Here is a 21,842-nt window from a genome sequence, read left to right on the forward strand (position 1 = left end):
GATTACACCAGATGAAGAGCGCTGACGGCGATGTCGATGATCTTGATGCCCGCAAAGGGCAGGATAAGACCGCCGACGCCGTAGACGAGAAGGTTGCGGCGAAGCAGGGCAGCGGCACTCGAGGGACGATAGGCGACGCCCTTCAACGCCAGCGGAATGAGCGCCACGATGATCAGCGCGTTGAAGATGACGGCCGAGAGGATGGCCGATTGCGGCGAGGCTAGCCCCATGAGGTTCAGGGCGTCGAGAGCCGGATAGGTGGCGACGAACAGCGCCGGGATGATCGCAAAGTACTTCGCCACGTCGTTGGCGATCGAGAAGGTCGTCAGCGAACCGCGGGTCATCAGCAGCTGCTTGCCAATACCGACGATCTCGATGAGCTTGGTCGGGCTGGAGTCGAGATCGACCATGTTGGCCGCTTCGCGCGCAGCCTGGGTCCCGGTCTGCATCGCGACACCGACATCAGCCTGCGCAAGGGCTGGCGCGTCGTTGGTGCCGTCGCCGCACATGGCGATCAGGCGGCCGCCCTGCTGTTCGCGGCGGATATAGGCAAGCTTGTCTTCCGGTGTCGCCTGCGCCAGGAAGTCGTCAACCCCGGCTTCGGAGGCAATCGCCGCCGCCGTCACCGGATTGTCGCCGGTCACCATCACGGTGCGGATGCCCATGGCGCGCAGTTCGGCAAAACGTTCCTTGATACCGGGCTTGACTACATCCTTCAGATGGATTGCTCCGAGCACGCGCGAACCGTCGGCAACCGCAAGCGGCGTGCCGCCGCTGCGCGCGATCATGTCCACGGCGCGCCGGAACTCTTCCGGTGCCTGCTGTTCGCCCCGGCCGGCGAAGGCAAGCACGGCATCAACTGCCCCTTTGCGCAGCCGGCGGTCTCCTTGGTCCACGCCCGAAAGACGTGTTTCTGCGGTAAAATCGATGACGGCGTCGAAGCGGCGTTCCGGCATTGGAATACCGAACTCGCCCGTTGCAAGCGCCACGATCGAACGGCCTTCGGGTGTTTCGTCCGAAAGGCTGGCGAGCAGCGCCGCCTCGGCCAGTTCCGCCTGTGTCACGCCGGGAGCGGGCACAAAATTGCTGGCCATCCGGTTGCCGAAAGTGATCGTGCCTGTCTTGTCGAGAAGCAGCGTATCAACATCGCCGGCTGCCTCGACCGCACGGCCCGATGTGGCGATGACGTTGAACCGCACGAGCCTGTCCATGCCGGCAATGCCGATGGCAGAGAGAAGGCCGCCAATGGTTGTCGGGATAAGGGTAACGAGCAGGGCGGCGAGAACGGTAACGGAGATGACCGTGCCGGAGTAACCCGCAAGCCCCCAGATGGCGACGCAGACGAAGAGAAAGATCAGCGTCAGGCCGGAGAGCAGGATTGACAATGCGATCTCGTTCGGGGTCTTCTGTCGCTGTGCACCTTCGATGAGGGCAATCATCCGGTCGACGAAGCTCGATCCCGGCGCAACCGTGATCCTGATGCGGATCTCGTCGGAAAGGACCTGGGTGCCGCCGGTCACGGCAGACCGGTCGCCGCCGGATTCACGGATGACGGGGGCGGATTCGCCGGTGATGGCGCTTTCGTTGACCGACGCGACGCCTTCGATGACTTCGCCATCGCCGGGAATGATGTCACCGGCGGCAACAAGCACGATATCGCCGACCTTGAGACCGGTGGCCGGCACCGTTTCCGTTACACCGCCCGCGACAAGCCGACGGGCGACGAGTTCCGATTTGGTGCGCTTCAGGCTTTCGGCCTGGGCGCGGCCGCGGCCCTCCGCAACGGCTTCGGCGAAGGTTGCAAAGACGACCGTAAACCAGAGCCAGGCCGCAATCTGGCTGGAGAATACCGCGTCTGCCGAACCGGTGGCGAGATCGCGCAGGAAGAGCAGGGTGACGAGAGCCGCCACCGCTTCCGTGACGAAGATGACCGGATTGCGCAGCAGTTGGCGCGGATCGAGTTTGCGGATCGCGTTGCGCATCGCCTGCAGGAGGAGGGCTGGGTCCGAAATGCCCGGCGCTTTATGGTCTTTGGACATTGGGTTTCCTTCAGTAGGTTTGGCCGGCAAGCATCGCGAAATGTTCGACGATGGGGCCAAGGGCGAGCGCCGGGAAGAATTGCAGCCCACCAAGGATGAGGATGATGCCGATCAGCAGGCCGACGAACAGCGGGCCGTCGGTCGGGAAGGTGCCGGAGGAGGCGGGCGACTTGACCTTGGCGGCAAGCGAGCCGGCAATCGCCATCACGGGCACGACATAAGCGAAGCGGCCAAGCAGCATGGAGATGCCGAGCGTCGTGTTGTACCAGACGGTATTGCCGGCGAGGCCGCCGAAGGCCGAACCGTTGTTGCCCGCAGCCGACGTATAGGCATAGAGGATTTCGGAGAAGCCATGCGGGCCTGCCGTGCCGACACTTGCAAACGCGAAAGGAAGCATGGCCGAGACGGCGGTGAAACCGAGGATCACGAGTGGCAGGATCAGAACCGCGAGCATGGCGTATTTCATCTCGCGGCCCTCGATCTTCTTGCCGAGGAATTCCGGGGTGCGGCCGACCATCAGGCCCGCCACGAATACGGAGAGCAGCGCAAAGACCAGCATGCCGTAGAGCCCGGAACCGACGCCGCCCGGCAGAACCTCGCCAAGCTGTATCAGGAACATCGGCACGAGGCCGCCCAGTCCCGTAAAGGACCCGTGCATGCCGTTGACGCCGCCATCGGAAAGCCCGGTGGTCACGGCAGCATAAAGCGCCGTCATCGCCTGGCCAAAGCGAACGTCCTTGCCTTCCATGTTGCCGAGCGCCGGATCGACACCGATTGCGGTCAGGATCGGGTTGCCCTGGGCTTCCGCCCAGTAGGTGACGCCGACGCCTGCAACGAGCAGGACGGTCATCGCAGCAAGCAAAGCCCAGCCCTGGCGACGGCTGCCGACCATCTGGCCGAAGGCGTAGATCATGGCCGCCGAAATCGACAGCATGGCGAAGATGTTGAGATAATTCGAGAAAGCGGTCGGGTTTTCGAAGGGATGGGCCGCGTTGACGTTGAAGAAGCCGCCGCCATTGGTGCCGAGCTGCTTGATGGCTTCCTGACTTGCGACCGGCCCGAGCGAGATCACCTGCTGTGTTCCTTCAAGCGTGGTCGCCGTGACCGATGGAGACAATGTCTGGGGCAGGCCCGTGGCGACGAAGGCAAGCGCCACGACCAGCGAGAGCGGAAGCAGGATGAAGAGTGTCGAGCGGGTCATGTCGACCCAGAAGTTGCCGAGCGTGGAAACCTTCGAACGGGCAAGCCCGCGGGTAAAGGCCGCCGCCAGCGCCATGCCGGTCGCCGCAGAGAGGAAATTCTGCACGGTCAGCCCTGCCATCTGGCTGAAATGGCTCATCGTCATCTCACCGGCATAGTTCTGCCAGTTGGTATTGGTGACGAAGGAGACGGCCGTATTGAAGGCGAGATCCGAAGGCACGCCGGCAAAGCCTTGCGGGTTCAACGGCAGGAATGCCTGCAACCGCAGGATCGCAAAGAGCAAGACAAAGCCTACGAGCGAGAAGGCCAGCATGGCGATCGTATAGCCCAGCCAACCCTGTTCCTTGTTCGGGTCGATGCCTGAGGCACGGTAAAAGCCGTGCTCGATCGGGCCGAGAACGGCGGAAAGAAATGTGCGCTCGCCGGAAAAGACCTTGGCCATGAAGAGGCCGAGAGGTTTGACACCGACAAGCACGGCGAGAAAGAGGAGGCTGATCTGCAGCCATCCGATAATGGTCATCGATGGTACTCCGATCGATCAGAAACGTTCGGGCCGCAGCAGCGTGACCACGAGATAGACGCCGAGGCTGACGGCTACGGCAAGGCCGAGGAGGGGTTCAAGCATGATGCTGCCTCCTCAGAGCCGGTCGAGGGCGCGGGCATAGAAGGCGAGCACGATCAACGTGCCGCTGCCGAGCGCCAGAAAGATGAAATCAGACATATCCGTGTCTCCTGTTGTGCAGGAGGCTAATTAGGGGCGGATAAGGTCAGGTTTCGATTGGGAAGGTGTTCGATCGATGTAAGGAAAGTATAAGGACCGTTGGCCAACAGCACCGATCGCGGTAACGCGCAGGCCAGACCCAGGATATTCGACGACGTCAACGGCTCGTTTCAGTTGCGCGCGGTACCCAAAAACATACGCGGGCCCACCGCGTTGAAGCAGCAGGCCCGCTCGTCGATGCGTCTGGATCAGACCGAACGCGTCAAACCGCCATCAACCTTGAGGTTCTGTCCGGTGATGTAGCCGGCGCCCTCGGAAGCAAGAAACGCCACCGTTGCCGCGATCTCGGCGCTCGTGCCGTAACGCTTCATGGGCACGCTGTCGCGACGCTCGTCGGTGGAGGGAAGGCTGTCGATCCAGCCCGGAAGCACGTTGTTCATGCGCACATTGTCGGCGGCATAGGTGTCGGCGAAAATTTTGGTGTAGGAGGCAAGGCCTGCCCGGAAAACGGCTGAGGTCGGGAACATCGCCGCGGGCTCGAAGGCCCAGGCCGTGGAAATATTGACGATTGCGCCGGATTTCTGCGCCTGCATGATGGGAGCCACCAGGCGAACAGGGCGAATGACATTCATCAGGTAAACGTCGAGGCCGGTGTGCCATTGCTCGTCGGTGATCTCGATGATCTGGGCGCGTGGACCGTGGCCGGCGCTGTTGACCAGCACATCGATCCGGCCCCACTTTTCCATCGTTGCTGCGACAAGGCGCTTCAGGTCATCGTTCGACTGGTTGGAGCCTGTGACGCCAATGCCGCCAAGCTCGGCGGCAAGCGCCTCACCCTTGCCGGAGGATGAGAGGATCGCGACCTTGTAGCCGTCCGCAGCAAGACGCTTGGCCGTCTCCGCGCCCATTCCGCTGCCGCCTGCCGTTATGATAGCCACTTTTTCTACTGACATCTTGAAAGCCTTTCGTCATAGCTCGGACCCGTGCACCATTGAGGGCGCGATGCAGGCTGACATAGCACTGCGCTCGCGCAGGTGCGAGCCAGTTGCTTTTTCATCTGAATGTAGAAAAACTATCGCATGAACGATTTCTCCCCTGCAAAATTTCCTCCCCTCAATGGCCTGCGCGTCTTCGAAGTTGCCGCACGTCACCTCAACTTCCGTCTTGCTGCTGAAGAGCTGGGGGTTACCCAGGGCGCCGTCGCGCAGCAGATCCGGGGTCTCGAAGCTGCCCTGGGCGTGAAGCTTTTTGATCGCCTGCCGCGCACGCTGGCCCTGACCGGCGAGGGGCGGGTGTATATAGCCGATATCAGCCGCGCCCTGGAAATCATCGCGCTGGCAACTGAAAAGCTGCGGCCGCAGCCGATCCGGCTGACGATCAGCGTCACCCCGACATTCGCCTCGAAGTGGTTGATTCCGAGATTGCCGGACTTTACCGGCCGCTACCCCAATCTCGACATCCACATTCAGGCGACGGATCGCATCTCCAGTTTCCAGGCGGACGGGATCGATCTGGCTGTCCGCTATGGCCAGCCGCCCTTCGGCGCCGGCCTGTCCGTCGATCTTCTCTTCGAGCAGGAGATCATCGCCGTGTGCAGCCCCAGGCTGGTGCAGGGTCGAAAGGCGCCGGAGACGGCGGGAGAACTGGCAAAGTTTCGGCTGCTTCATGACGCCCACAATTTCTGGCCAGAGTTCATCGAGACATATCTGGGCGGAAGCCCGGATGCTTCGTTCAAGGGTGTCAGCTTCAATCAGACGGCCCACGCGATAGAAGCCGCCATCGCGGGGCAGGGCATCGTCCTCGCCAACCGACGTTTTGTCGCAGCGGATATCAAGGAAGGACGCCTGGACAGGCTCTATGACAGATCGCTCCGCGGACGAGCTGATTTCTTCCTCATCCGGCCACGCTACAGAAAGTCGGAAGCGGTGGAGACCGTGATCGCCTGGATGCTGCAGGAGGCATCAGGGGACTGAGATAAGTTACCCGGTTCCCGACGGACAGAATTCTACGCCATCGATGCGCCCAAAAATCTGCTAGATCAGGAAAGATCAAATGTTTGGCTGGGGAACCTGGATTCGAACCAGGACTAACGGAGTCAGAGTCCGTGGGTCTACCGTTAACCTATTCCCCAAAAGGGCCATGCAAACAGCTTGAGTTTGCAATCAACGAATCTGCAGGCATTTGCCGCCTTGTCTCGGTTAGACAAGCTTGGTCTCGTTTCGTGGCGCCTTCTAACATATTCGCGCGGTCAGGCAAGAGGCTTTTTCGTGCAATGTTGAAAATCGACATTCGTGCAATGGTGTGAATGGCAAAGGCAGTTCTGCATACGAAAAAGATAATGCGGCATTTTCCCCCGTGGGACGCCGGTTGTTTCGTAGCGGCACAAATCCCCTGAAAAAGTATTGCATCTTCCGCTGACAAGGCGATCCGTCTATTGCGGATGCAAAAACGCCCAAAAATGAACCAGTTCTCGGTCTTGCGAATTAACCAATTCCCGCAAGATGGGTGTTGCGCAATCTTGTCAAAGACGCTTATATTTAATAAGTAGTTAAAAAAGCGCAAAAGGCCACAAGGCCAGCGTATTCCAGGGCAGTGGAGCACTTCGATTAGGGAAACTGGCCGTGGCGGTTTGTGTATTCATCCGCAAATCGAGAGAGTTTTTTTGAATTAAGATTTTTTGGGGTCGGGCGATCGAACTTTCCGCTTCTTGGAAGAGGTAAGCACCGGTCTGATAGTCAAAAATTCCAGAGGTATTGGAAGCTATGACGGAAAATATTGTATTGCATCATTCGTCTGCCATGGCGCTAGATGGTTCTGTTCTTGCGCCGACGTCATCAGGACGTGGAGAGGTTTCGGTTTTGCGTAAAATGCGCGGTGCCGAGGAAAGTAATTTCTACATAAACCCGGCAGACGCGCCGACCAAGGCTGGTCAGCTTGCCGTGAAGCGCATGATGGATATTGTCGGTTCGTTTGCAGGGATCGTTCTGCTTGCGCCGCTTCTTCTCCTGGTCGCAGCGCTGATCAAGCTTGAAAGTCGCGGTCCGGTCTTCTTCCGTCAGATTCGCACGGGATTGAACGACGTTCCGTTCGAAATTCTAAAGTTCCGCTCCATGTATACCGAGCAGTGCGACCATTCCGGCGTTGCACAGACGACGGACAACGATCCACGCATCACCCGGCTCGGCAAGATCCTTCGCAAGACCAATCTCGATGAAATTCCCCAGCTCTGGAACGTCCTGATCGGCGATATGTCGCTGGTTGGTCCGCGCCCGCATGTTCCCGACATGCTGGCAGCCGGTCGGAACTACTCCGATCTGGTGCAGGGTTATGAGTACCGTCACCTGATGCGGCCGGGTCTCACCGGCCTTGCTCAGGCCCGTGGCCTGCGGGGGCCGACGACGCATCGTTGGCTCGCGATCCGCCGGATCGTTTGCGATGTCGAATACATCCGCAATTTCTCGCTGATACTCGATATCAAGATCGTTATCCGCACCATTATTAGCGAACTGCGAGGCGGCACGGGCTTCTAAAGCATGTCGCGCAAAAGTGCGCAGCAGTTTTGCGATAACGATATGCGCAAACAGAAAGAGCTGAAGCGTGGGAAGCGAATCTGAAGGATCGTGACACGCTTTAAGCAGCGTATATTGGGCGAAATTTGAAAAGCCGCGTGTCAGAAGTGACATGCGGCTTTTCTTTGTGGAGAAGTCTTAAATATCCAGATCGGCAGGTCAGCTCTTGTACGTCATGTACCACTCCACAAACCTGCGCACGCCGTTCTCGACGGTGATGGCGGGCGTGAAGCTGGTGAGTGCTTTGAGCAGGTCCGGGGAGGCAAAGGTGCGGGGAACGTCCCCCTGCTGCATCGGCAACATGTTGCGTATAGCAGACTTTCCAACGGCCTGCTCGACGATCTCGACGAAGGTCATCAGCTCGACCGGTTCGCCGCCGCCGATATTGACCACCCGGAATGGCGCGTGTTTCGACAGCGTGTCTGTGACGCCTGGCGCGGTCACGCGATTTGCCTCGGCCGGCGCATTTGCCGAGAGCCTGATGATCCCCTCGACAATGTCGTCGATATAGGTGAAATCGCGGCTCATCTTGCCTTCGCCATAGATGTCGATCGGCTGGTCCTTGAGGATCGCATCGACGAACTTGAACAATGCCATGTCAGGCCGGCCCCAGGGGCCGTAGACGGTAAAGAAGCGAAAGGCCGTCGTCGGCACCTTGTAGAGATGCGCGTAGGAATGCGCCATCAGCTCGCTGGATTTCTTGGTCGCCGCGTAGAGCGTCATCGGCTCGTCGGCCCGGTCGCTTTCGCTGAAGGGTATTTTTTCGTTGGCGCCATAGACGGAGGATGTCGAGGCAAGCAGCAGGTGCCGCGGCGCGACCTGCTTGGCGAGCTCCAGCATGTTCCAGGAGCCGACAAGGTTGGCATCGACATAGGCCTTGGGATTTTCCAGGCTGTAGCGCACGCCGGCCTGGGCAGCGAGATGAATGATGATCTCCGGCTCGGCGATCTCGGCGGCGCGCTTCAACGCGTCCGCATCTTCGAGCATGCCGATCACCGGCTTGAAGCCATTGGAACGCGCCAGAATGGCGTGGCGTTTTTCCTTCAGGCTGACATCATAATATGGCGTCATGCCATCGAAGCCGACGACAAAGTGACCTTCGTCCAGAAGTCGCTTGGCAAGATGAAAGCCGATGAAGCCGGCGGTGCCGGTGATCAGGTAACGCAAGAAAATCTCCGAACGCGAAATTCAAGGCCTCAGAAGCGGATCATCGGATCAGACTAATTGTAGCGTTTGGAATGATCCTCAGGTGCCGCGGGGCGACGCTTCCGATATTCCTCTTGCCGGAAAAATCATTCCATATCAACCGAACTCTAGGGGGGTATTCAACCGTCTTAGTGGTCGCGGCCTCTCTCGTGACGCTTTGAAATAAAAAGAATTTGGCGAAAGCGGCATGCGCTGGTAAAGTCTGCCTAACGAAGATCAAGAGAGCACCTTGAGCGGCATCAGTTCCGCGCGGTGCGATGGACAGTTAAGTGAGAGACCCCGACAACGGCGAAAAGCCGTCAGTTTCCGGGGCGTCGGCAGCAGGACGGACCGAGGGGCAAAATGTGCCCCGTTCCGGCAAGGGCAAGCGTAGGCGCGGAAAACCGTCACGTGGGCCTTCTGCGAATGTCAGCCTTTCCGGTACTTCCGGCGAGGCAGGGCGTCCCGAATTGAAAGATGCGATCGGCGACGAGCCGGTTCGCAAGCGCAAGCGCAGGCGCCGTTCCAAATCCGCCACAGCTGCGAATGCAGGTGCGATCGGAAGGGATGTTGCGGAAAATGCGCAGCAGCCTCAGGGTGGCCAGAAGAATCCTTCCCCGAAGGATCATCAAGGGCGAAAGAATCGCAACCGGCGCGGTCTGCAGGGACGTCCTCTGGCCACGGCCGAGAAGCCGCGTGCTGCCGCGCAGGTGATGCGTGCCAATGCTTCGCCGGCGCCCGAGCCGCAGCGAGAATGGTCAACTGAGCGCTCGGCGGGCTTCCCGCCCCATGACAGGCGGCTTCATCGCCAGCCGGAGAGCGGGGCGAGTGACCATGGCGCACCCCTCTATGCGGCGCTTGATCTCGGCACCAACAATTGCCGGCTGCTGATTGCCCAGCCGACCCGGCCCGGGCAGTTTCGCGTCGTCGATGCCTTCTCGAGAATCGTCCGGCTTGGCGAGGGGCTGGGTGCGTCCGGTCGCCTGTCACCAGAGGCGATGGATCGCTCGATCGAAGCCTTGAAGATTTGCGCCGCCAAGCTGAAAAGCCGCAACATTCGCCGTAGCCGGTTGATTGCAACCGAGGCGGCGCGGGCTGCAGAAAATGGCGAAAGCTTCCTTGAGCGCGTTCTGGAAGAGACTGGCCTCGAACTGGAGATCATCAATCGCGAAACGGAGGCCCGGCTTGCCGTTTCCGGTTGCTCGTCGCTGGTCGGCCGTGAGACTAAGTCCGTCGTTCTCTTTGACATCGGCGGAGGATCCTCGGAAATTGCGGTTATCCGCATCGGCGAGAACCGCTCCAGCCGCCTTGCCAATCACATCACCCATTGGACATCGCTGCCTGTTGGCGTCGTGACGCTGTCGGAACGCCATGGTGGACAGGATGTGACGCCGGAAAACTTCGAGACGATGGTACGCGAAGTCGAAGGCATGCTGGCAAAGTTCGATTGCCCGGAAATTCACCTGCTCGATAATCCCGGTGATGAAAATGGATTTCATCTGATCGGCACCTCCGGCACGGTCACGACGCTGGCGGGTGTGCATCTCGATTTGCCGCGCTACGATCGCCGCAAGGTCGACGGTCTATGGCTTTCCGACAATGAGGTGTCGGCCATGCAGGCCAGGTTGTTGTCGTGGGATTTCACCGCTCGCGCGGCCAATCCCTGCATCGGGCCGGATCGCGCCGATCTCGTCCTGGCGGGCTGCGCCATTCTGGAAGCGATCCGTCGTCGCTGGCCGTCGGAACGCATGCGCGTTGCCGACAGGGGGCTGCGCGAAGGCCTGCTCACCGATATGATGGCCGATGACGGTATCTGGCGCCGTGGCCGTGGACGCCGTCATCCCCGCGGCGGCGCGCCGCTTGGTTCGCGCGAAGGAAACGCAACATGACAAAACCCCCGATCGGCGGAAACCGCACCGGGCGAAAACTCAGCCAGAAGGTCAAGAAGGGCAAGCTGAAGGCCTCTTCGCGTCGCTGGATCGAGCGTCATATCAATGATCCCTATGTGCAGCGTGCGCAGCTCGAGGGTTATCGCGCCCGTGCGGCCTTCAAGCTTCTGGAGATCGACGAGAAGCACAAGATTTTGTCGGGTGCCCGACGCGTCATAGACCTCGGTGCCGCCCCCGGCAGCTGGTCGCAGATCGCCGCCAATGTCACGCGTTCCACGGACGCCGATCCGCAGGTCGTGGCGATCGATTTCCTCAAGATGGACCCGCTTCCGGGCGTGCATATCTTCCAGCTCGACTTCCTCGATCCGACCGCCCCCGACCAGTTGATGGAGGCGCTCGGCGGCGCGCCGGATCTCGTCTTGTCCGACATGGCCGCGCCCACGACGGGCCATCGCCAGACCGACCATATCCGTACGATGCACCTCTGCGAGGTTGCCGCCCATTTTGCAATCGACGTTCTGGCCACCGGCGGCCATTTCCTCGCCAAGACCTTCCAGGGCGGAACGGAACGTGAGTTGCTGACGCTGCTCAAGCAGAATTTCAAGCAGGTCATCCATGTGAAGCCGGCATCGTCGCGGGCCGAATCGGTCGAGATGTTCCTGCTCGCCAAGGGCTTCAAAGGGCGATCTGGTGTTCAGAAGTCGGCGGAGGACGACGGACACGAAGATGACGCCGACGATTTCTACGCCGATCGGGATATTGCCGACGACGTCGAAGCGAACTGATACCGTGCTGCTCTATGTGACGATCGGTACCAATGATTTGCTGCGTGCCGGGCGCTTCTACGATGCTGCGCTTCGTCCACTCGGCTTTGAGCGGCGCAAAGAGGATGATGTGGAGATCGGGTATGCGATGCCGGGCGATAGCCGTTGTCGGCTTTGGATCGTAACACCCCATGACCGAAAGCTCGCCACGATTGGCAATGGCTCGATGGTCGCATTCGAGGCTGAAGCCCGGACCGCTGTCGACGAGTTCTATCGGGCCGCACTGGCGGCGGGCGGTACGGATGAAGGTGAGCCGGGACTACGGCCCTTCCACGCGCATTTCTACGCTGCCTACGTCCGCGATCCTGACGGAAACAAGCTCTCGGCGGTTTGCGAGAGGCCGCAAGCATAAGCATGCGAGCCACAGACTTCGACTCGATCAGCCGATGAAACGGATTTCACCGGCTGGTGCCTTGGCCTCTGTCAGTTCCCGACGATGCCTTTGTCGTCGCGGGTGATCACGATCAGCGAGGGGCGCGCCGGCATATCCGCGGCGAAATCCGGCCATGCCGTACCTGCATCGGCAATCGCGGTTGCATCTTCGTTGTCGGAGAGGCGCAGTTCGCCCGGATGCTGGATAGAAACGAAGACATTCGTTCCGTCTGGCGTGAAGGTGGGCGAGCAGCATTCCGAACCGACCGGCGCGATGTAGAACAGCTTTGGCAAGGCTCGTCCCGGGCCTTCCGTGTCCATCACATACATGGAGTCGGCGATGCCTTCCGGCGGCGGACCGTCGGTGGTAACCCAGAGGCGACCGGCGGGATCGACACCCAGATTATCGGGATCGGTAAACCAGCCCGATGCCGAGGTGCCCGGGTTGAACATCGCTTCGTCCTCCGCTTTGGCAGGATCGCCGCACAGCACGAAAACATCCCACTTGAACGTATCGGCGGCATGATCCGGCTTGTCCGGCGCGCCGGGCGGCACGAGTTCGAGCAGGTGGCCGTGCGGATTGGGGCCGCGCGGATTGGCGACATTGACGGTTTCGCGTTCATCGCCTCCGCCAGCCACCAGCCGGTCTTCGTTCTCGGTCATCGCGACATAAAGCTTGCCCGTACCGTGATGGGGAACGAAGCCTTCCGGCGCGTCCATCGGTGTGGCCCCGACAAGATCGGCAGCGGCGCGGGTATTCAGGGCCACGTCTGCCTGGGTCGCGAAGCCGGCTTCCGCCGTCAACGGACCGCTACCCGCAACCAGCGGCAACCATGTCATGGTGCCGTCACTGGAAAACTTGGCCACGGACAGGGTGCCTTCATCCAGCAGGTTCTTGTTGGCCGCACGATCATTCGGGTTCCACGGATCGCGGGTAACGAACCGATAGAGATATTCAAAATCATCGTCGTCACCCATGAAAACCACGACGCGACCGTCGGGCGCGACTGTCACCTGCGCACCTTCATGCGTCATGCGACCGAGCGATGTGCGCTTCACCGGTTTGGCTTCGGGGTCAAACGGGTCAATCTCAACCACCCAGTCGAAACGCATCCATTCGTTCGGCTCTTCCTCGAACTTGAAGCGTGGCTCGACGCGGCTGACGGAATAGATGTCGTTCTCGTCCTCGTCCCAGCCTTGACGCTCGACCAGTTCCTGGTTCGGAAGCGTCTTGTAGTCGCCGGCAAAGACATCCATTGCGCCTTCTTCGCCGGACAGCATCGTGCCCCAGGGCGTGATGCCGCCATTGCAGTTGGAGATCGTGCCGAAGACTTTCCGGCCTGTCGGGTCGGCCTTGGTCTTCAGGCGGTCATCGCCGGCAGCCGGACCGGAAATGTCCATCTCCGTGCTCATATGAACGCGCCGGTTGTATTGACTGTCGAGGACCTTCCATTCTTTGCCCGTTTTCTTGACCTCGAAAACGCTGACGCCAAGACAGCCCATCAGTGCGCGGATCTGGTTTTCGCTCAGCTTTTCGCGGTAGTCCTCGACGGTGAGGCCGGGAAACATCAGGTAGGGCGTCGCATATTCGTGGCTGACGACCATCAGCCCGTGGTCGGCTGTCATTGAGCCCTGTGGCAGCGGCAGAAATTGGGTGAAGTCGTTGTTGTAGCCGAACTGGCGTTCTGCTGCCTTGCCGTCGAGACTGGCGATATCAAAGGCGGGGCTATCCGTGAACAAGGCATCGCCCCAGCGCGCGACGATCTGGCGGCTATAGCCCTTCGGCCAGTGATCGGCGGTATCGCGAACCCGTTGCAATTCCTCGAAGGTCAGCGTCGATGTCGTTGCCGCCTCTGCACGAACGGTGGACAAACCATGCCCGAAAGCGGCTATCGCTGCTGATCCGAAAAGACCCTTGAGGACGGTACGGCGATTAACGCCTTCAGCGAGGATTTCGCCATAGGATGAGGAAAAGGCACGTCGTGGATTTGGTCGGGCGCGGGTCTTCTGACGGTCTGACATATTCACCTCCGGTTGATCTGACGAAGGCGATATGGCACGCGGCCATGAACGTGCTGTGACGCGAAACAGCCCCTTGAAAAATAAGGAATGGCAAGCGGGTCGGTATGCCGTCAGGTCGGCTGCGCTAAAACCCTATTTGACGCCCAGGGTTTCCGCGTCGAGCTCATCTTTACCCGTAATACGATGCCCGGAGACGGAAGCGCCGGCGGTTTTCGACATGCGGATGAACGGTATGATCGCGGTTAGCGTGATTGCTGAAATCACCATGAAGGCAATCTGAAAGTCCTGCAATTCCAGCTTCGAACCGCTCAGGGTCGATTCGATCTCGAGAATGCCGCCAGCGATCGCAACGCCCATGGCAAGGCTCATCTGCTGCAGCACGGCGCTCATCGAGGTCGCCTTGCTGGCGTCCCGGTCGGGGATGTCGGCAAAGGAAAGTGCATTGACGCTGGTGAAGAAGAATGAGCGTGCAAAGCCGGCGAGGAGCAGCACGCCGGTAATCATCAGTGATGGCGTTGCGGGCGTGAAACGACCATTGATGAAGGTGAAGGCCGCACCGAACAGGCCGGCGATGATCAATGTAGTACGGAAGCCGGCGAAGGTCAGCACCCGCTTGGCTATGACCTTGGTCGAGATGGCGCCGATTGCGCCGGAAAAGGTGATGAGGCCGGACTGGAACGGTGTCAATCCGAAGCCAACCTGCAGCATCAGCGGCATCAGGAAGGGCGTTGCACCGATCGAGATGCGAAACAGCGTGCCGCCAATTGCCGCCGCACGAAAGGCGCTATCCCGGAAAAGCTTGAGGTCCAGAAGTGGTGCGGGATGAGAGCGGGCATGCCGGACGTAGATAAATCCGGCGACGATACCGATCACAACGGAGATTGCCCCAATCACGGGTGGTAGCGCGGGTAGGCTCATCACCGAAAGGCCGAACATCGTTCCGGAAGCGGCGATGGCACTGAGGATAAAGCCGATGATGTCGAGCGGCGGCGGTACGTCGCTGCGGACTTCCGGCAAGTATATGCCGGACAAAATGAAGCCGATAATGCCGACTGGCACGTTGATCAGGAAGATCCAGTGCCAGGAAAAATAGGTGGTGATGAAGCCACCGAGCGGCGGACCGGCCAGCGGGCCGACCAGCGCCGGTATGGTCAGCAATGCCATGGCGCTGACCAGTTCGCTCCGCGGCGTGCTGCGGACCAGGACGAGGCGGGCCACCGGCGTCATCATTGCCCCGCCCATGCCTTGTAGGAAGCGCGAGATAACGAAAGCAAGGATGCTGTCTGCCACGGCGCAGAAGATCGAGCCGATGACGAAGACGACGATCGCCGCCCGGAAGATGCGCTTTGCGCCGAATCGATCCGCCATCCAACCGCTCAGCGGAATGAAAATTGCCAACGATACCATGTAGGCGGTGAGCGCAAGCTTCAACGTAATTGGCCCGACGCCGAGATCGTGGGCGATCGCTGGCAGCGATGTCGAAATGACGGTGGAATCCATCTGCTCCATGAACAGAGCGACGGCAAGGATCATCGGGACGATGCGATTCATGCGGGGCAGGCCTGGACGATTTGGGACACGTGTGTGGGAAGATAGGCTTTCTGAGATGAAAACGGCGGATGTGCAGTCACTTTGCCATCACTTCCCTGTGAGGGCCGCGGCAGGAACCTGTCTCGGCGCTATGTTCGTCGCTGCGTATAGTCGCAAAGGGCATTTTCGACAACGACGAACTCTGGAGGCATTTCGATGACGTCTTTTTCATCCGGCCGGCGTGATCTATTTAAGGTCACGGCAGGCAGCGCGCTTGCTGCTCCCTTCATTCTGTCCGGCGCGGTTCACGCGCAGGAACAACAAGCGGAAACGTCCATGAAACCCACTCCCGCCCAAACCAGCGGTTTCAACATCGGCGCCTTCAAGGTCACCGTCATCAGCGACGGCACGCGCCTCTTCGGCAATCCTCACGAGACTTACGGTACGAACCAGCCGAAAGAGGCCGTTGAGGAGCTTTTGCATGCCAACTTCCTGCCCACGGATAAATTCCTCAACGGCTTCTCGCCGACCGTCGTCGAGACAGGCTCGGATGTCGTGCTCTTCGATACAGGCATGGGCGAGGGCGGCCGCGAGGCGGGTGCCGGACATCTTCTGGAAGGCCTGAAGCAGGCCGGATATTCACCGGATCAGGTGAGTGTCGTTGTGCTGACCCACATGCACGGCGATCACATCGGCGGCCTGATGGAAGGCGGTGCACCCGCCTTCAAGAATGCCCGCTATGTCGCAGGTCAGGTCGAATATGATTTCTGGAAGGATCCCGCTCGGGTTGGGACGCCGGCGGAGGGTGGTCACAAGGGGGTCGTCTCCAAGGTCGTTCCGCTTGCGGAAAAGACGACCTTCATCAAGGAGGGTAGCGAGGTCGTTCCCGGTATCGTCGGCGTGGAAGCCTTCGGCCATTCTCCCGGCCACATGATCTTCCGCGTCGAATCGGAGGGCAAGCAGCTCGTGCTGACGGCGGATACCGCCAACCACTTCGTGCTGTCGCTTCAGAAGCCGGATTGGGAAGTGCGGTTCGACATGGACAAGGCAAAGGCGGCTGCGTCGCGCAGGAAAGTCTTCGACATGATCGCTACGGAACGCCTGCCCTTTGTCGGCTATCACATGCCGTTCCCTGCGGTAGGCTTCGTCGAGGTTTTCGACGGTGGCTATCGCTTTGTGCCGGAAACCTACCAATTCCAGATTTGATGTCGCATGAAACGAAATGGCCCGCCTGGCAATAGGCGGGCCGTTTTCCTGAGGAAGCAGCTCAGCAGCCGCGCAGTTCTCTGGCGACGTCCTTCAGCATGGCCACCATGCGATCGCGCAATTCATCGTCCGGACAGATGACGCCCGCCGCTATGAGGTCGGAACGGATGCGATTGAAGGCGCCATCGGGCGTGCTGACATCGGCCATCGCCAGTTCGCGGGCGTATTGTTCGCCATCTGGCCGATGCATCGTATTGGCAGCCCAAAGACCCAGCATTGCGTTGCGACGGGCTGTCGCCTTGAACATGAATTCCTGCTGATAGACGAATTCGTTTTCGAGAGCTTGTGCCCTCTTCTTCAGAGCAGACATTATCAATCCCCGTTTTGCTTCGTTTCTTGGTGCGTGACCCCTTTTTGTCCTGATCACGGTGGTGCTTATACATATGAAGCTTTAACAGGATGCGGAAAAAGGCGCTTGCTGCGAGCGGACTGGCGTGATTCCCTGCCCGAGTGATTGGCCGGCAGGAGCAGGACATGCGGGGCAGTGATATCCAGACGGCGGGTCTGTTTTCTTATGTGAGCTGCGAAGCACGCGTTCCGACAAGCCATCCGCTGCGGGCAATCCGCGCGATTGTCGACGAGGCACTGGAAGTTCTGTCGCCTGATTTCGAGGCGATGTATTCAGCGATCGGCCGCCCGTCGATCCCGCCGGAGAAGCTTCTGCGCGCCCTGTTGTTGCAGGCTTTCTACACGATCCGCTCGGAGCGCCAGCTCATGGAGCAGATGGACTACAATCTGTTGTTCCGATGGTTCGTCGGCTTGTCGATGGACGCGCCGATCTGGGACGTCACCGTGTTCACCAAGAACCGTGAGCGACTCCTGGCTGGCGACATCGCCGCCAAGTTCCTGGCCGCATTGCTGAGCCAGCCGCGAGTTAAGGCTCTCTTGTCAGACGAGCACTTCTCGGTGGACGGCACCTTGATCGAAGCCTGGGCCAGCATGAAGAGCTTCAAGCCCAAGGACGAGACTGATGGTGACGGTGATGACAACAACGGCTCCGGCGCTGACGCGAACAAGCCCGCAAAGGCTACGGCACGCAACCCTGAGCGGGATTTCCACGGCGAGAAGCGCAGCAACGCAACTCACGCGTCGACCACCGACCCGGATGCCAGGCTTTACAAGAAGGCCCGTGGGCAGGCGGCCAAGCTTTGCCACATGGGCCACGTCACCCTGGAAAACCGCAACGGGCTGGTTGTCGACGCCACGCTGACCCATGCGACAGGAACCGCAGAGCGCGAGGCTGCACTGGATATGGTGGGCCGCATGGATGGTCGTCATCGCATCACATTGGCTGCAGACAAAGCCTACGATACGGCAGACTTCGTTGCCGCCTTGCGGGATATCAAGGTGACGCCACACGTTGCTCAGAACACGGCGAACCGACGCTCAGCCATCGATGGTCGTACCACCCATCACCCCGGCTACGCTGTCAGTCAGCGCATCCGAAAACGCATCGAAGAGGTATTCGGCTGGGCCAAGACCAGCGGCGGAATGCGCAAGACCCGCCATCGCGGAAAGGATCGCGTCGGTTGGATGTTCACCCTGACAGCGACGGCTTATAATCTGGTGAGGCTGCCAAAGCTGCTGACGACGGCATAATCGCGCCCGCAATCCGCCGAGACAGGGCGGATGACGACAAAAGGACCGAAAAGGCCGCTGAAAAAGCCTCATCCCCGCTCGTCTTCGAACCGTCTAGCGAGGATCGGTAGAAAAATTAGCGCTATTTCCGCAACCTGTTAAAAGACATCCAGCGGACACGGATAAGAAACCGTGAAAGCAGGGGCGTGGCGGCGATAAGGGGCGGCATCCGGTTTTTGCTATTCCTTTCTTGTCAAACTCGTGTTACGAGCCCTCGCCAACTTCCAAGAATTTCTTGCAAGCGATCAAGGTGGACCACTCCCAATGTTCCCCTTGGATAGCCCGTTTTTACCCTGAAGGAACTTGGCCCATGGCGCGCATCATCGAAACGGCAACCGGTCTCGAAGCTTTGACCTTCGACGACGTCCTTCTGCAGCCCGGACATTCCGAGGTCATGCCTGGACAGACGAACATCGCCACCCGCATTGCCCAGGACATCGACCTCAACCTGCCGATCCTCTCATCCGCGATGGACACGGTGACCGAAGGTCGTCTCGCCATCGCCATGGCCCAGGCAGGCGGCATCGGCGTCATCCACCGCAACCTGACACCGATCGAGCAGGCCGAGCAGGTTCGCCAGGTCAAGAAGTTCGAAAGCGGCATGGTCGTCAATCCTGTGACAATCGGCCCGGATGCGACGCTTGCCGATGCCCTCAACCTGATGAAGCTCTACAGCATCTCGGGCATCCCCGTCGTCGAGAATGCAGGGGCCGCCGGCAAGCCCGGTCGCCTCGTCGGCATCCTGACCAATCGTGATGTGCGCTTCGCCTCCGATCCGAACCAGAAGATTTACGAACTCATGACCCGTGAAAACCTGATCACGGTCAAGGAGAACGTCGATCAGCAGGAAGCCAAGCGCCTGCTTCACAGCCACCGTATCGAAAAGCTGCTTGTCATTGACGGCGACGGCCGTTGCGTCGGTCTGATCACCGTCAAGGACATCGAGAAGTCGCAGCTCAATCCGAACGCTTCCAAGGATGCGCAGGGTCGCCTCCGGGCAGCCGCCGCCATCAGCGTCGGCGATGACGGCATCGAGCGCGCCGAACGTCTCATCGAAGCCGGCGTCGACCTGATCGTCGTCGATACCGCCCATGGTCACTCGCAGCGTGTTCTCGATGCGGTGACCAAGGTCAAAACCATGTCGAACTCGGTTCGCATCATGGCCGGCAACGTCGCGACGTCAGATGGCACCAAGGCCCTGATCGATGCCGGCGCCGATGCCGTCAAGGTCGGTATCGGTCCGGGTTCCATCTGCACCACCCGTATCGTCGCCGGTGTCGGCGTACCGCAGCTTGCGGCAATCATGTCGGCTGTAGAAGCTGCCCATGACGCCGGTATTCCGGTTATCGCCGATGGTGGCATCAAGTTCTCGGGCGATCTTGCCAAGGCGATTGCCGCCGGTGCGTCCGCCTGCATGATCGGTTCCCTGCTGGCCGGTACCGACGAAAGCCCGGGCGAAGTGTTCCTCTACCAGGGGCGCTCCTTCAAGGCTTATCGTGGCATGGGCTCCGTCGGCGCCATGGCCCGCGGCTCGGCAGACCGCTACTTCCAGGCGGAAGTGCGCGATACGCTGAAGCTCGTGCCGGAAGGCATCGAAGGCCAGGTTCCCTACAAAGGCCCGGTATCGGGCGTGCTGCACCAGCTGGCCGGCGGTCTCAAGGCCTCCATGGGTTATGTCGGCGGTGCGACCATCAAGGATTTCCAGGAGCGCGCCACCTTCGTGCGCATCTCGGGTGCGGGCCTGCGTGAAAGCCACGCCCACGACGTGACGATCACCCGCGAAAGCCCGAATTATCCGGGCGCCGTATAAGCGGATTTCTCATCGGGATGAAGTGTGAACGGCGGGCCATGGCCCGCCGTTTTGCTGTCTACCGCGATGTCGTCAGTCGTCGTTCAAAGGCGCGCCTGCGTTGATCGCAGATGCCGGAATTTCCGCCCGCTTACGAAGTGTCAAGCCATACAAGGACTTGCTGCTGCAGCAGGCAATGCCAACAGCGTTTTTTGTCCCTCGCTTCTTTTGTGTCCGGCGCTATATAAATTCCGCGAAAACAACGGGAGCATCCATGAACGGCAACACCGCAATCTTCTGGCCAATGATCGGGCAGACGGCGCTGATCTTCTCGATCTATTTTCTGATGGCGCGGCGCCGCTTCGGCGCGGTTCGTGCCGGCGCCGCCAAGCCGCACGACTACAAGATCCCGACGATCGAGCCAACGCCGAGCGCGACGGTGGCGCGCAATCTCATCAACCAGTTCGAACTGCCGATGCTGTTTTACATAGTTTGCATCCTGCTCAATATTACAGCCGGCGCGACTTATCTGGCTCTCGCCGTTGCATGGCTGTTCGTCGCTAGCCGCTGTTTCCATGCTTTCGTTCATGTCACCTCCAATCGCTTAATGGTACGCCAGCGCCTGTTCCTCCTCGGCTTCGTTTGTGTCGTCGTGCTTTGGGTACTGTTTGCGATCCATATCGCTTTTCCGTGAGATAGGTCGTCCGTGTTTGCGCGCTGCACAAAAGTGAACTATCGTGGCGGATAGGCTGTGCTCGGTCGTTCACGATGTTCAACCTTCCACCGATAAGGGTTTGACAATCATGCTTTTGCGTACGCTTCGCCAGCATGCCTCCAGCCGCAACCTTTCCACGATTTAATGTTCAATCCGGGAACCGTCTGTCGACGCGGTTCGTTGTTTGTGTGCGATGCAGCATTCATTGGGGTGGCGTAGATGGCTGACGTGGATTGTAAAAGGCTGGCCCGGTTCCAACCGTCGTCGCCCGCCTGTCGTGAAAGGGAGTAAACCATGAAACTCAAGGACAAGGTCTGCATCGTCACCGGCTCGGCAAGCGGCATCGGCGAGGCGATTGCCAAGCGTTACGTCAGCGAAGGTGCAAAGGTCGTCATTGCGGACCTCAAGCTGGATGCGGCCGAGAAGACGGCAGCAGAACTCACCGCCGCCGGTCCCGGCGAGGCGATCGGTATCGAGATGGATGTGACCAGCGAAGATGCTGTCAACAACGGGGTTGCCGCTGTGATCGCCAAATGGGGCAGGGTGGATGTGCTGGTCTCCAATGCCGGCATCCAGATCGTTCACAAGATCGAGGATTTCCCCTTTGCCGACTGGAAGAAGATGTTGTCGATCCATCTTGACGGCGCCTTCCTCACCACAAAGGCCTGCATTCCGCACATGAAGGCGCAGAAGGGCGGCGCGATCATCTATATGGGCTCGGTGCATTCGCACGAAGCCTCACCGCTGAAGTCCGCCTATGTCACGGCCAAGCACGGATTGCTCGGTCTTGCCCGTGTCGTCGCCAAGGAAGGTGGGCCAGATGGCGTTCGCGCCAATGTCATCTGCCCCGGCTTCGTGCGCACGCCACTGGTCGAGAAGCAGATCCCGGAGCAAGCCAAGGCGCTGGGCATTTCCGAAGACGAGGTGGTCAAGAAGATGATGCTCTCGGGCACGGTCGATACGCAGTTCACGACAGTCGAGGACGTCGCGGAAGTAGCCTTGCTGTTTGCGGGTTTCGAGACCAATGCGCTCACGGGCCAGTCGCTGGTTGTCAGCCACGGCTGGTACATGCAGTAAACCTGA

General features: G+C 59.9%; 18 protein-coding genes and 1 tRNA gene. 10 read left to right on the forward strand and 9 right to left on the reverse strand.

The genetic code is table 11. The annotated features are described in order from the left end of the window. Window positions 1–2 precede the first annotated feature (2 nt). The 4 genes from kdpB to QO002_RS06915 form a co-directional block, all read right to left on the reverse strand. Complete coding sequence (gene kdpB, locus QO002_RS06905; RefSeq protein WP_307228006.1) at window positions 3–2,039, reverse strand: potassium-transporting ATPase subunit KdpB; 2,037 nt, start codon at window positions 2,037–2,039, stop codon at window positions 3–5. Between the two features lie 10 nt (window positions 2,040–2,049). After that, entirely contained in the window at window positions 2,050–3,759 is a 1,710-nt protein-coding gene (gene kdpA, locus QO002_RS06910) for a potassium-transporting ATPase subunit KdpA (RefSeq protein ID WP_307228008.1), read from the reverse strand. Window positions 3,760–3,777: 18 nt separating this feature from the next. Next, entirely contained in the window at window positions 3,778–3,864 is an 87-nt protein-coding gene (kdpF, locus tag QO002_RS30875; RefSeq protein WP_370878543.1) for a K(+)-transporting ATPase subunit F, read from the reverse strand. 344 nt (window positions 3,865–4,208) lie between these two features. Continuing rightward, window positions 4,209–4,913: an SDR family oxidoreductase gene (locus tag QO002_RS06915; RefSeq protein WP_307228010.1), complete on the reverse strand. Its 705-nt coding sequence runs from the start codon at window positions 4,911–4,913 to the stop codon at window positions 4,209–4,211. Between the two features lie 126 nt (window positions 4,914–5,039). On the opposite strand from QO002_RS06915, the gene QO002_RS06920 reads away from it, so the two are divergent. Then, entirely contained in the window at window positions 5,040–5,933 is an 894-nt protein-coding gene (locus QO002_RS06920; RefSeq protein WP_307228012.1) for a LysR substrate-binding domain-containing protein, read from the forward strand. An 84-nt stretch (window positions 5,934–6,017) separates the two neighbouring features. Here QO002_RS06920 and QO002_RS06925 read toward each other — a convergent pair. Next, window positions 6,018–6,091: transfer RNA gene (locus QO002_RS06925), tRNA-Gln, on the reverse strand. 736 nt (window positions 6,092–6,827) lie between these two features. On the opposite strand from QO002_RS06925, the gene QO002_RS06930 reads away from it, so the two are divergent. Continuing rightward, complete coding sequence (locus tag QO002_RS06930) at window positions 6,828–7,490, forward strand: sugar transferase (RefSeq protein WP_307233208.1); 663 nt, start codon at window positions 6,828–6,830, stop codon at window positions 7,488–7,490. 198 nt (window positions 7,491–7,688) lie between these two features. On the opposite strand, the gene QO002_RS06935 is transcribed toward QO002_RS06930, so the two are convergent. Continuing rightward, window positions 7,689–8,696, reverse strand: a complete 1,008-nt coding sequence (locus QO002_RS06935) for an NAD-dependent epimerase (protein ID WP_307228014.1) — start codon at window positions 8,694–8,696, stop codon at window positions 7,689–7,691. 308 nt (window positions 8,697–9,004) lie between these two features. Here QO002_RS06935 and QO002_RS06940 point away from each other — a divergent pair, with 308 nt between their 5' ends. From QO002_RS06940 to QO002_RS06950, 3 genes are read left to right on the forward strand one after another with little or no spacing between them, the layout of a single operon-like run. After that, window positions 9,005–10,603 (forward strand): Ppx/GppA phosphatase family protein, encoded by a 1,599-nt coding sequence (locus QO002_RS06940; protein WP_307228016.1) that lies wholly within the window; start codon window positions 9,005–9,007, stop codon window positions 10,601–10,603. After that, window positions 10,600–11,388 carry an RlmE family RNA methyltransferase gene (locus tag QO002_RS06945; protein WP_307228018.1) on the forward strand — a complete coding sequence of 263 codons (789 nt, stop codon included), beginning with the start codon at window positions 10,600–10,602 and terminating at the stop codon, window positions 11,386–11,388. The genes QO002_RS06940 and QO002_RS06945 overlap by 4 nt, the downstream gene beginning before the upstream one ends. Window positions 11,389–11,392: 4 nt before the next feature. Further along, window positions 11,393–11,779: a VOC family protein gene (locus QO002_RS06950; RefSeq protein WP_307233210.1), complete on the forward strand. Its 387-nt coding sequence runs from the start codon at window positions 11,393–11,395 to the stop codon at window positions 11,777–11,779. Window positions 11,780–11,850: 71 nt separating this feature from the next. Here the strand turns inward: QO002_RS06950 and QO002_RS06955 are convergent, their stop codons facing one another. Continuing rightward, complete coding sequence (locus tag QO002_RS06955; RefSeq protein ID WP_307228020.1) at window positions 11,851–13,821, reverse strand: PhoX family protein; 1,971 nt, start codon at window positions 13,819–13,821, stop codon at window positions 11,851–11,853. 132 nt (window positions 13,822–13,953) lie between these two features. Then, window positions 13,954–15,372 carry a DHA2 family efflux MFS transporter permease subunit gene (locus tag QO002_RS06960; protein WP_307228022.1) on the reverse strand — a complete coding sequence of 473 codons (1,419 nt, stop codon included), beginning with the start codon at window positions 15,370–15,372 and terminating at the stop codon, window positions 13,954–13,956. Between the two features lie 195 nt (window positions 15,373–15,567). Here QO002_RS06960 and QO002_RS06965 point away from each other — a divergent pair, with 195 nt between their 5' ends. Continuing rightward, window positions 15,568–16,557: an MBL fold metallo-hydrolase gene (locus QO002_RS06965; protein WP_307228024.1), complete on the forward strand. Its 990-nt coding sequence runs from the start codon at window positions 15,568–15,570 to the stop codon at window positions 16,555–16,557. A 61-nt stretch (window positions 16,558–16,618) separates the two neighbouring features. Here the strand turns inward: QO002_RS06965 and QO002_RS06970 are convergent, their stop codons facing one another. Further along, window positions 16,619–16,927, reverse strand: a complete 309-nt coding sequence (locus QO002_RS06970) for a DUF1476 domain-containing protein (RefSeq protein WP_307228026.1) — start codon at window positions 16,925–16,927, stop codon at window positions 16,619–16,621. A gap of 164 nt (window positions 16,928–17,091) precedes the next feature. Here QO002_RS06970 and QO002_RS06975 point away from each other — a divergent pair, with 164 nt between their 5' ends. From QO002_RS06975 to QO002_RS06990, 4 genes are all read left to right on the forward strand, one after another. Further along, window positions 17,092–18,216 (forward strand): IS5 family transposase, encoded by a 1,125-nt coding sequence (locus QO002_RS06975; RefSeq protein ID WP_307228028.1) that lies wholly within the window; start codon window positions 17,092–17,094, stop codon window positions 18,214–18,216. A gap of 349 nt (window positions 18,217–18,565) precedes the next feature. Further along, window positions 18,566–20,065, forward strand: a complete 1,500-nt coding sequence (guaB, locus tag QO002_RS06980) for an IMP dehydrogenase (protein ID WP_307228030.1) — start codon at window positions 18,566–18,568, stop codon at window positions 20,063–20,065. A 253-nt stretch (window positions 20,066–20,318) separates the two neighbouring features. Then, complete coding sequence (locus tag QO002_RS06985; RefSeq protein ID WP_307228032.1) at window positions 20,319–20,738, forward strand: MAPEG family protein; 420 nt, start codon at window positions 20,319–20,321, stop codon at window positions 20,736–20,738. Between the two features lie 315 nt (window positions 20,739–21,053). Next, the gene (locus QO002_RS06990) at window positions 21,054–21,836 is read left to right on the forward strand and encodes a 3-hydroxybutyrate dehydrogenase (RefSeq protein WP_307228034.1); all 783 of its coding nucleotides are present in this window, start codon (window positions 21,054–21,056) and stop codon (window positions 21,834–21,836) included. Window positions 21,837–21,842 lie beyond the last annotated feature (6 nt).

It is taken from the genome of Pararhizobium capsulatum DSM 1112, assembly GCF_030814475.1.
Taxonomy (GTDB): domain Bacteria; phylum Pseudomonadota; class Alphaproteobacteria; order Rhizobiales; family Rhizobiaceae; genus Pararhizobium; species Pararhizobium capsulatum.

What these genes read in the sequence shown, in the direction of transcription:
- kdpB (WP_307228006.1), bottom strand. Translation starts at nt 2,039, where the DNA reads ATGTCCAAAGACCATAAAGCGCCGGGCATTTCGGACCCAGCCCTCCTC.
- kdpA (WP_307228008.1), bottom strand. Translation starts at nt 3,759, where the DNA reads ATGACCATTATCGGATGGCTGCAGATCAGCCTCCTCTTTCTCGCCGTG.
- kdpF (WP_370878543.1), bottom strand. Translation starts at nt 3,864, where the DNA reads ATGCTTGAACCCCTCCTCGGCCTTGCCGTAGCCGTCAGCCTCGGCGTC.
- QO002_RS06915 (WP_307228010.1), bottom strand. Translation starts at nt 4,913, where the DNA reads ATGTCAGTAGAAAAAGTGGCTATCATAACGGCAGGCGGCAGCGGAATG.
- QO002_RS06920 (WP_307228012.1), top strand. Translation starts at nt 5,040, where the DNA reads ATGAACGATTTCTCCCCTGCAAAATTTCCTCCCCTCAATGGCCTGCGC.
- QO002_RS06930 (WP_307233208.1), top strand. Translation starts at nt 6,828, where the DNA reads ATGCGCGGTGCCGAGGAAAGTAATTTCTACATAAACCCGGCAGACGCG.
- QO002_RS06945 (WP_307228018.1), top strand. Translation starts at nt 10,600, where the DNA reads ATGACAAAACCCCCGATCGGCGGAAACCGCACCGGGCGAAAACTCAGC.
- QO002_RS06955 (WP_307228020.1), bottom strand. Translation starts at nt 13,821, where the DNA reads ATGTCAGACCGTCAGAAGACCCGCGCCCGACCAAATCCACGACGTGCC.
- QO002_RS06960 (WP_307228022.1), bottom strand. Translation starts at nt 15,372, where the DNA reads ATGAATCGCATCGTCCCGATGATCCTTGCCGTCGCTCTGTTCATGGAG.
- QO002_RS06965 (WP_307228024.1), top strand. Translation starts at nt 15,568, where the DNA reads ATGACGTCTTTTTCATCCGGCCGGCGTGATCTATTTAAGGTCACGGCA.
- QO002_RS06970 (WP_307228026.1), bottom strand. Translation starts at nt 16,927, where the DNA reads ATGTCTGCTCTGAAGAAGAGGGCACAAGCTCTCGAAAACGAATTCGTC.
- QO002_RS06975 (WP_307228028.1), top strand. Translation starts at nt 17,092, where the DNA reads ATGCGGGGCAGTGATATCCAGACGGCGGGTCTGTTTTCTTATGTGAGC.
- guaB (WP_307228030.1), top strand. Translation starts at nt 18,566, where the DNA reads ATGGCGCGCATCATCGAAACGGCAACCGGTCTCGAAGCTTTGACCTTC.
- QO002_RS06985 (WP_307228032.1), top strand. Translation starts at nt 20,319, where the DNA reads ATGAACGGCAACACCGCAATCTTCTGGCCAATGATCGGGCAGACGGCG.
- QO002_RS06990 (WP_307228034.1), top strand. Translation starts at nt 21,054, where the DNA reads ATGAAACTCAAGGACAAGGTCTGCATCGTCACCGGCTCGGCAAGCGGC.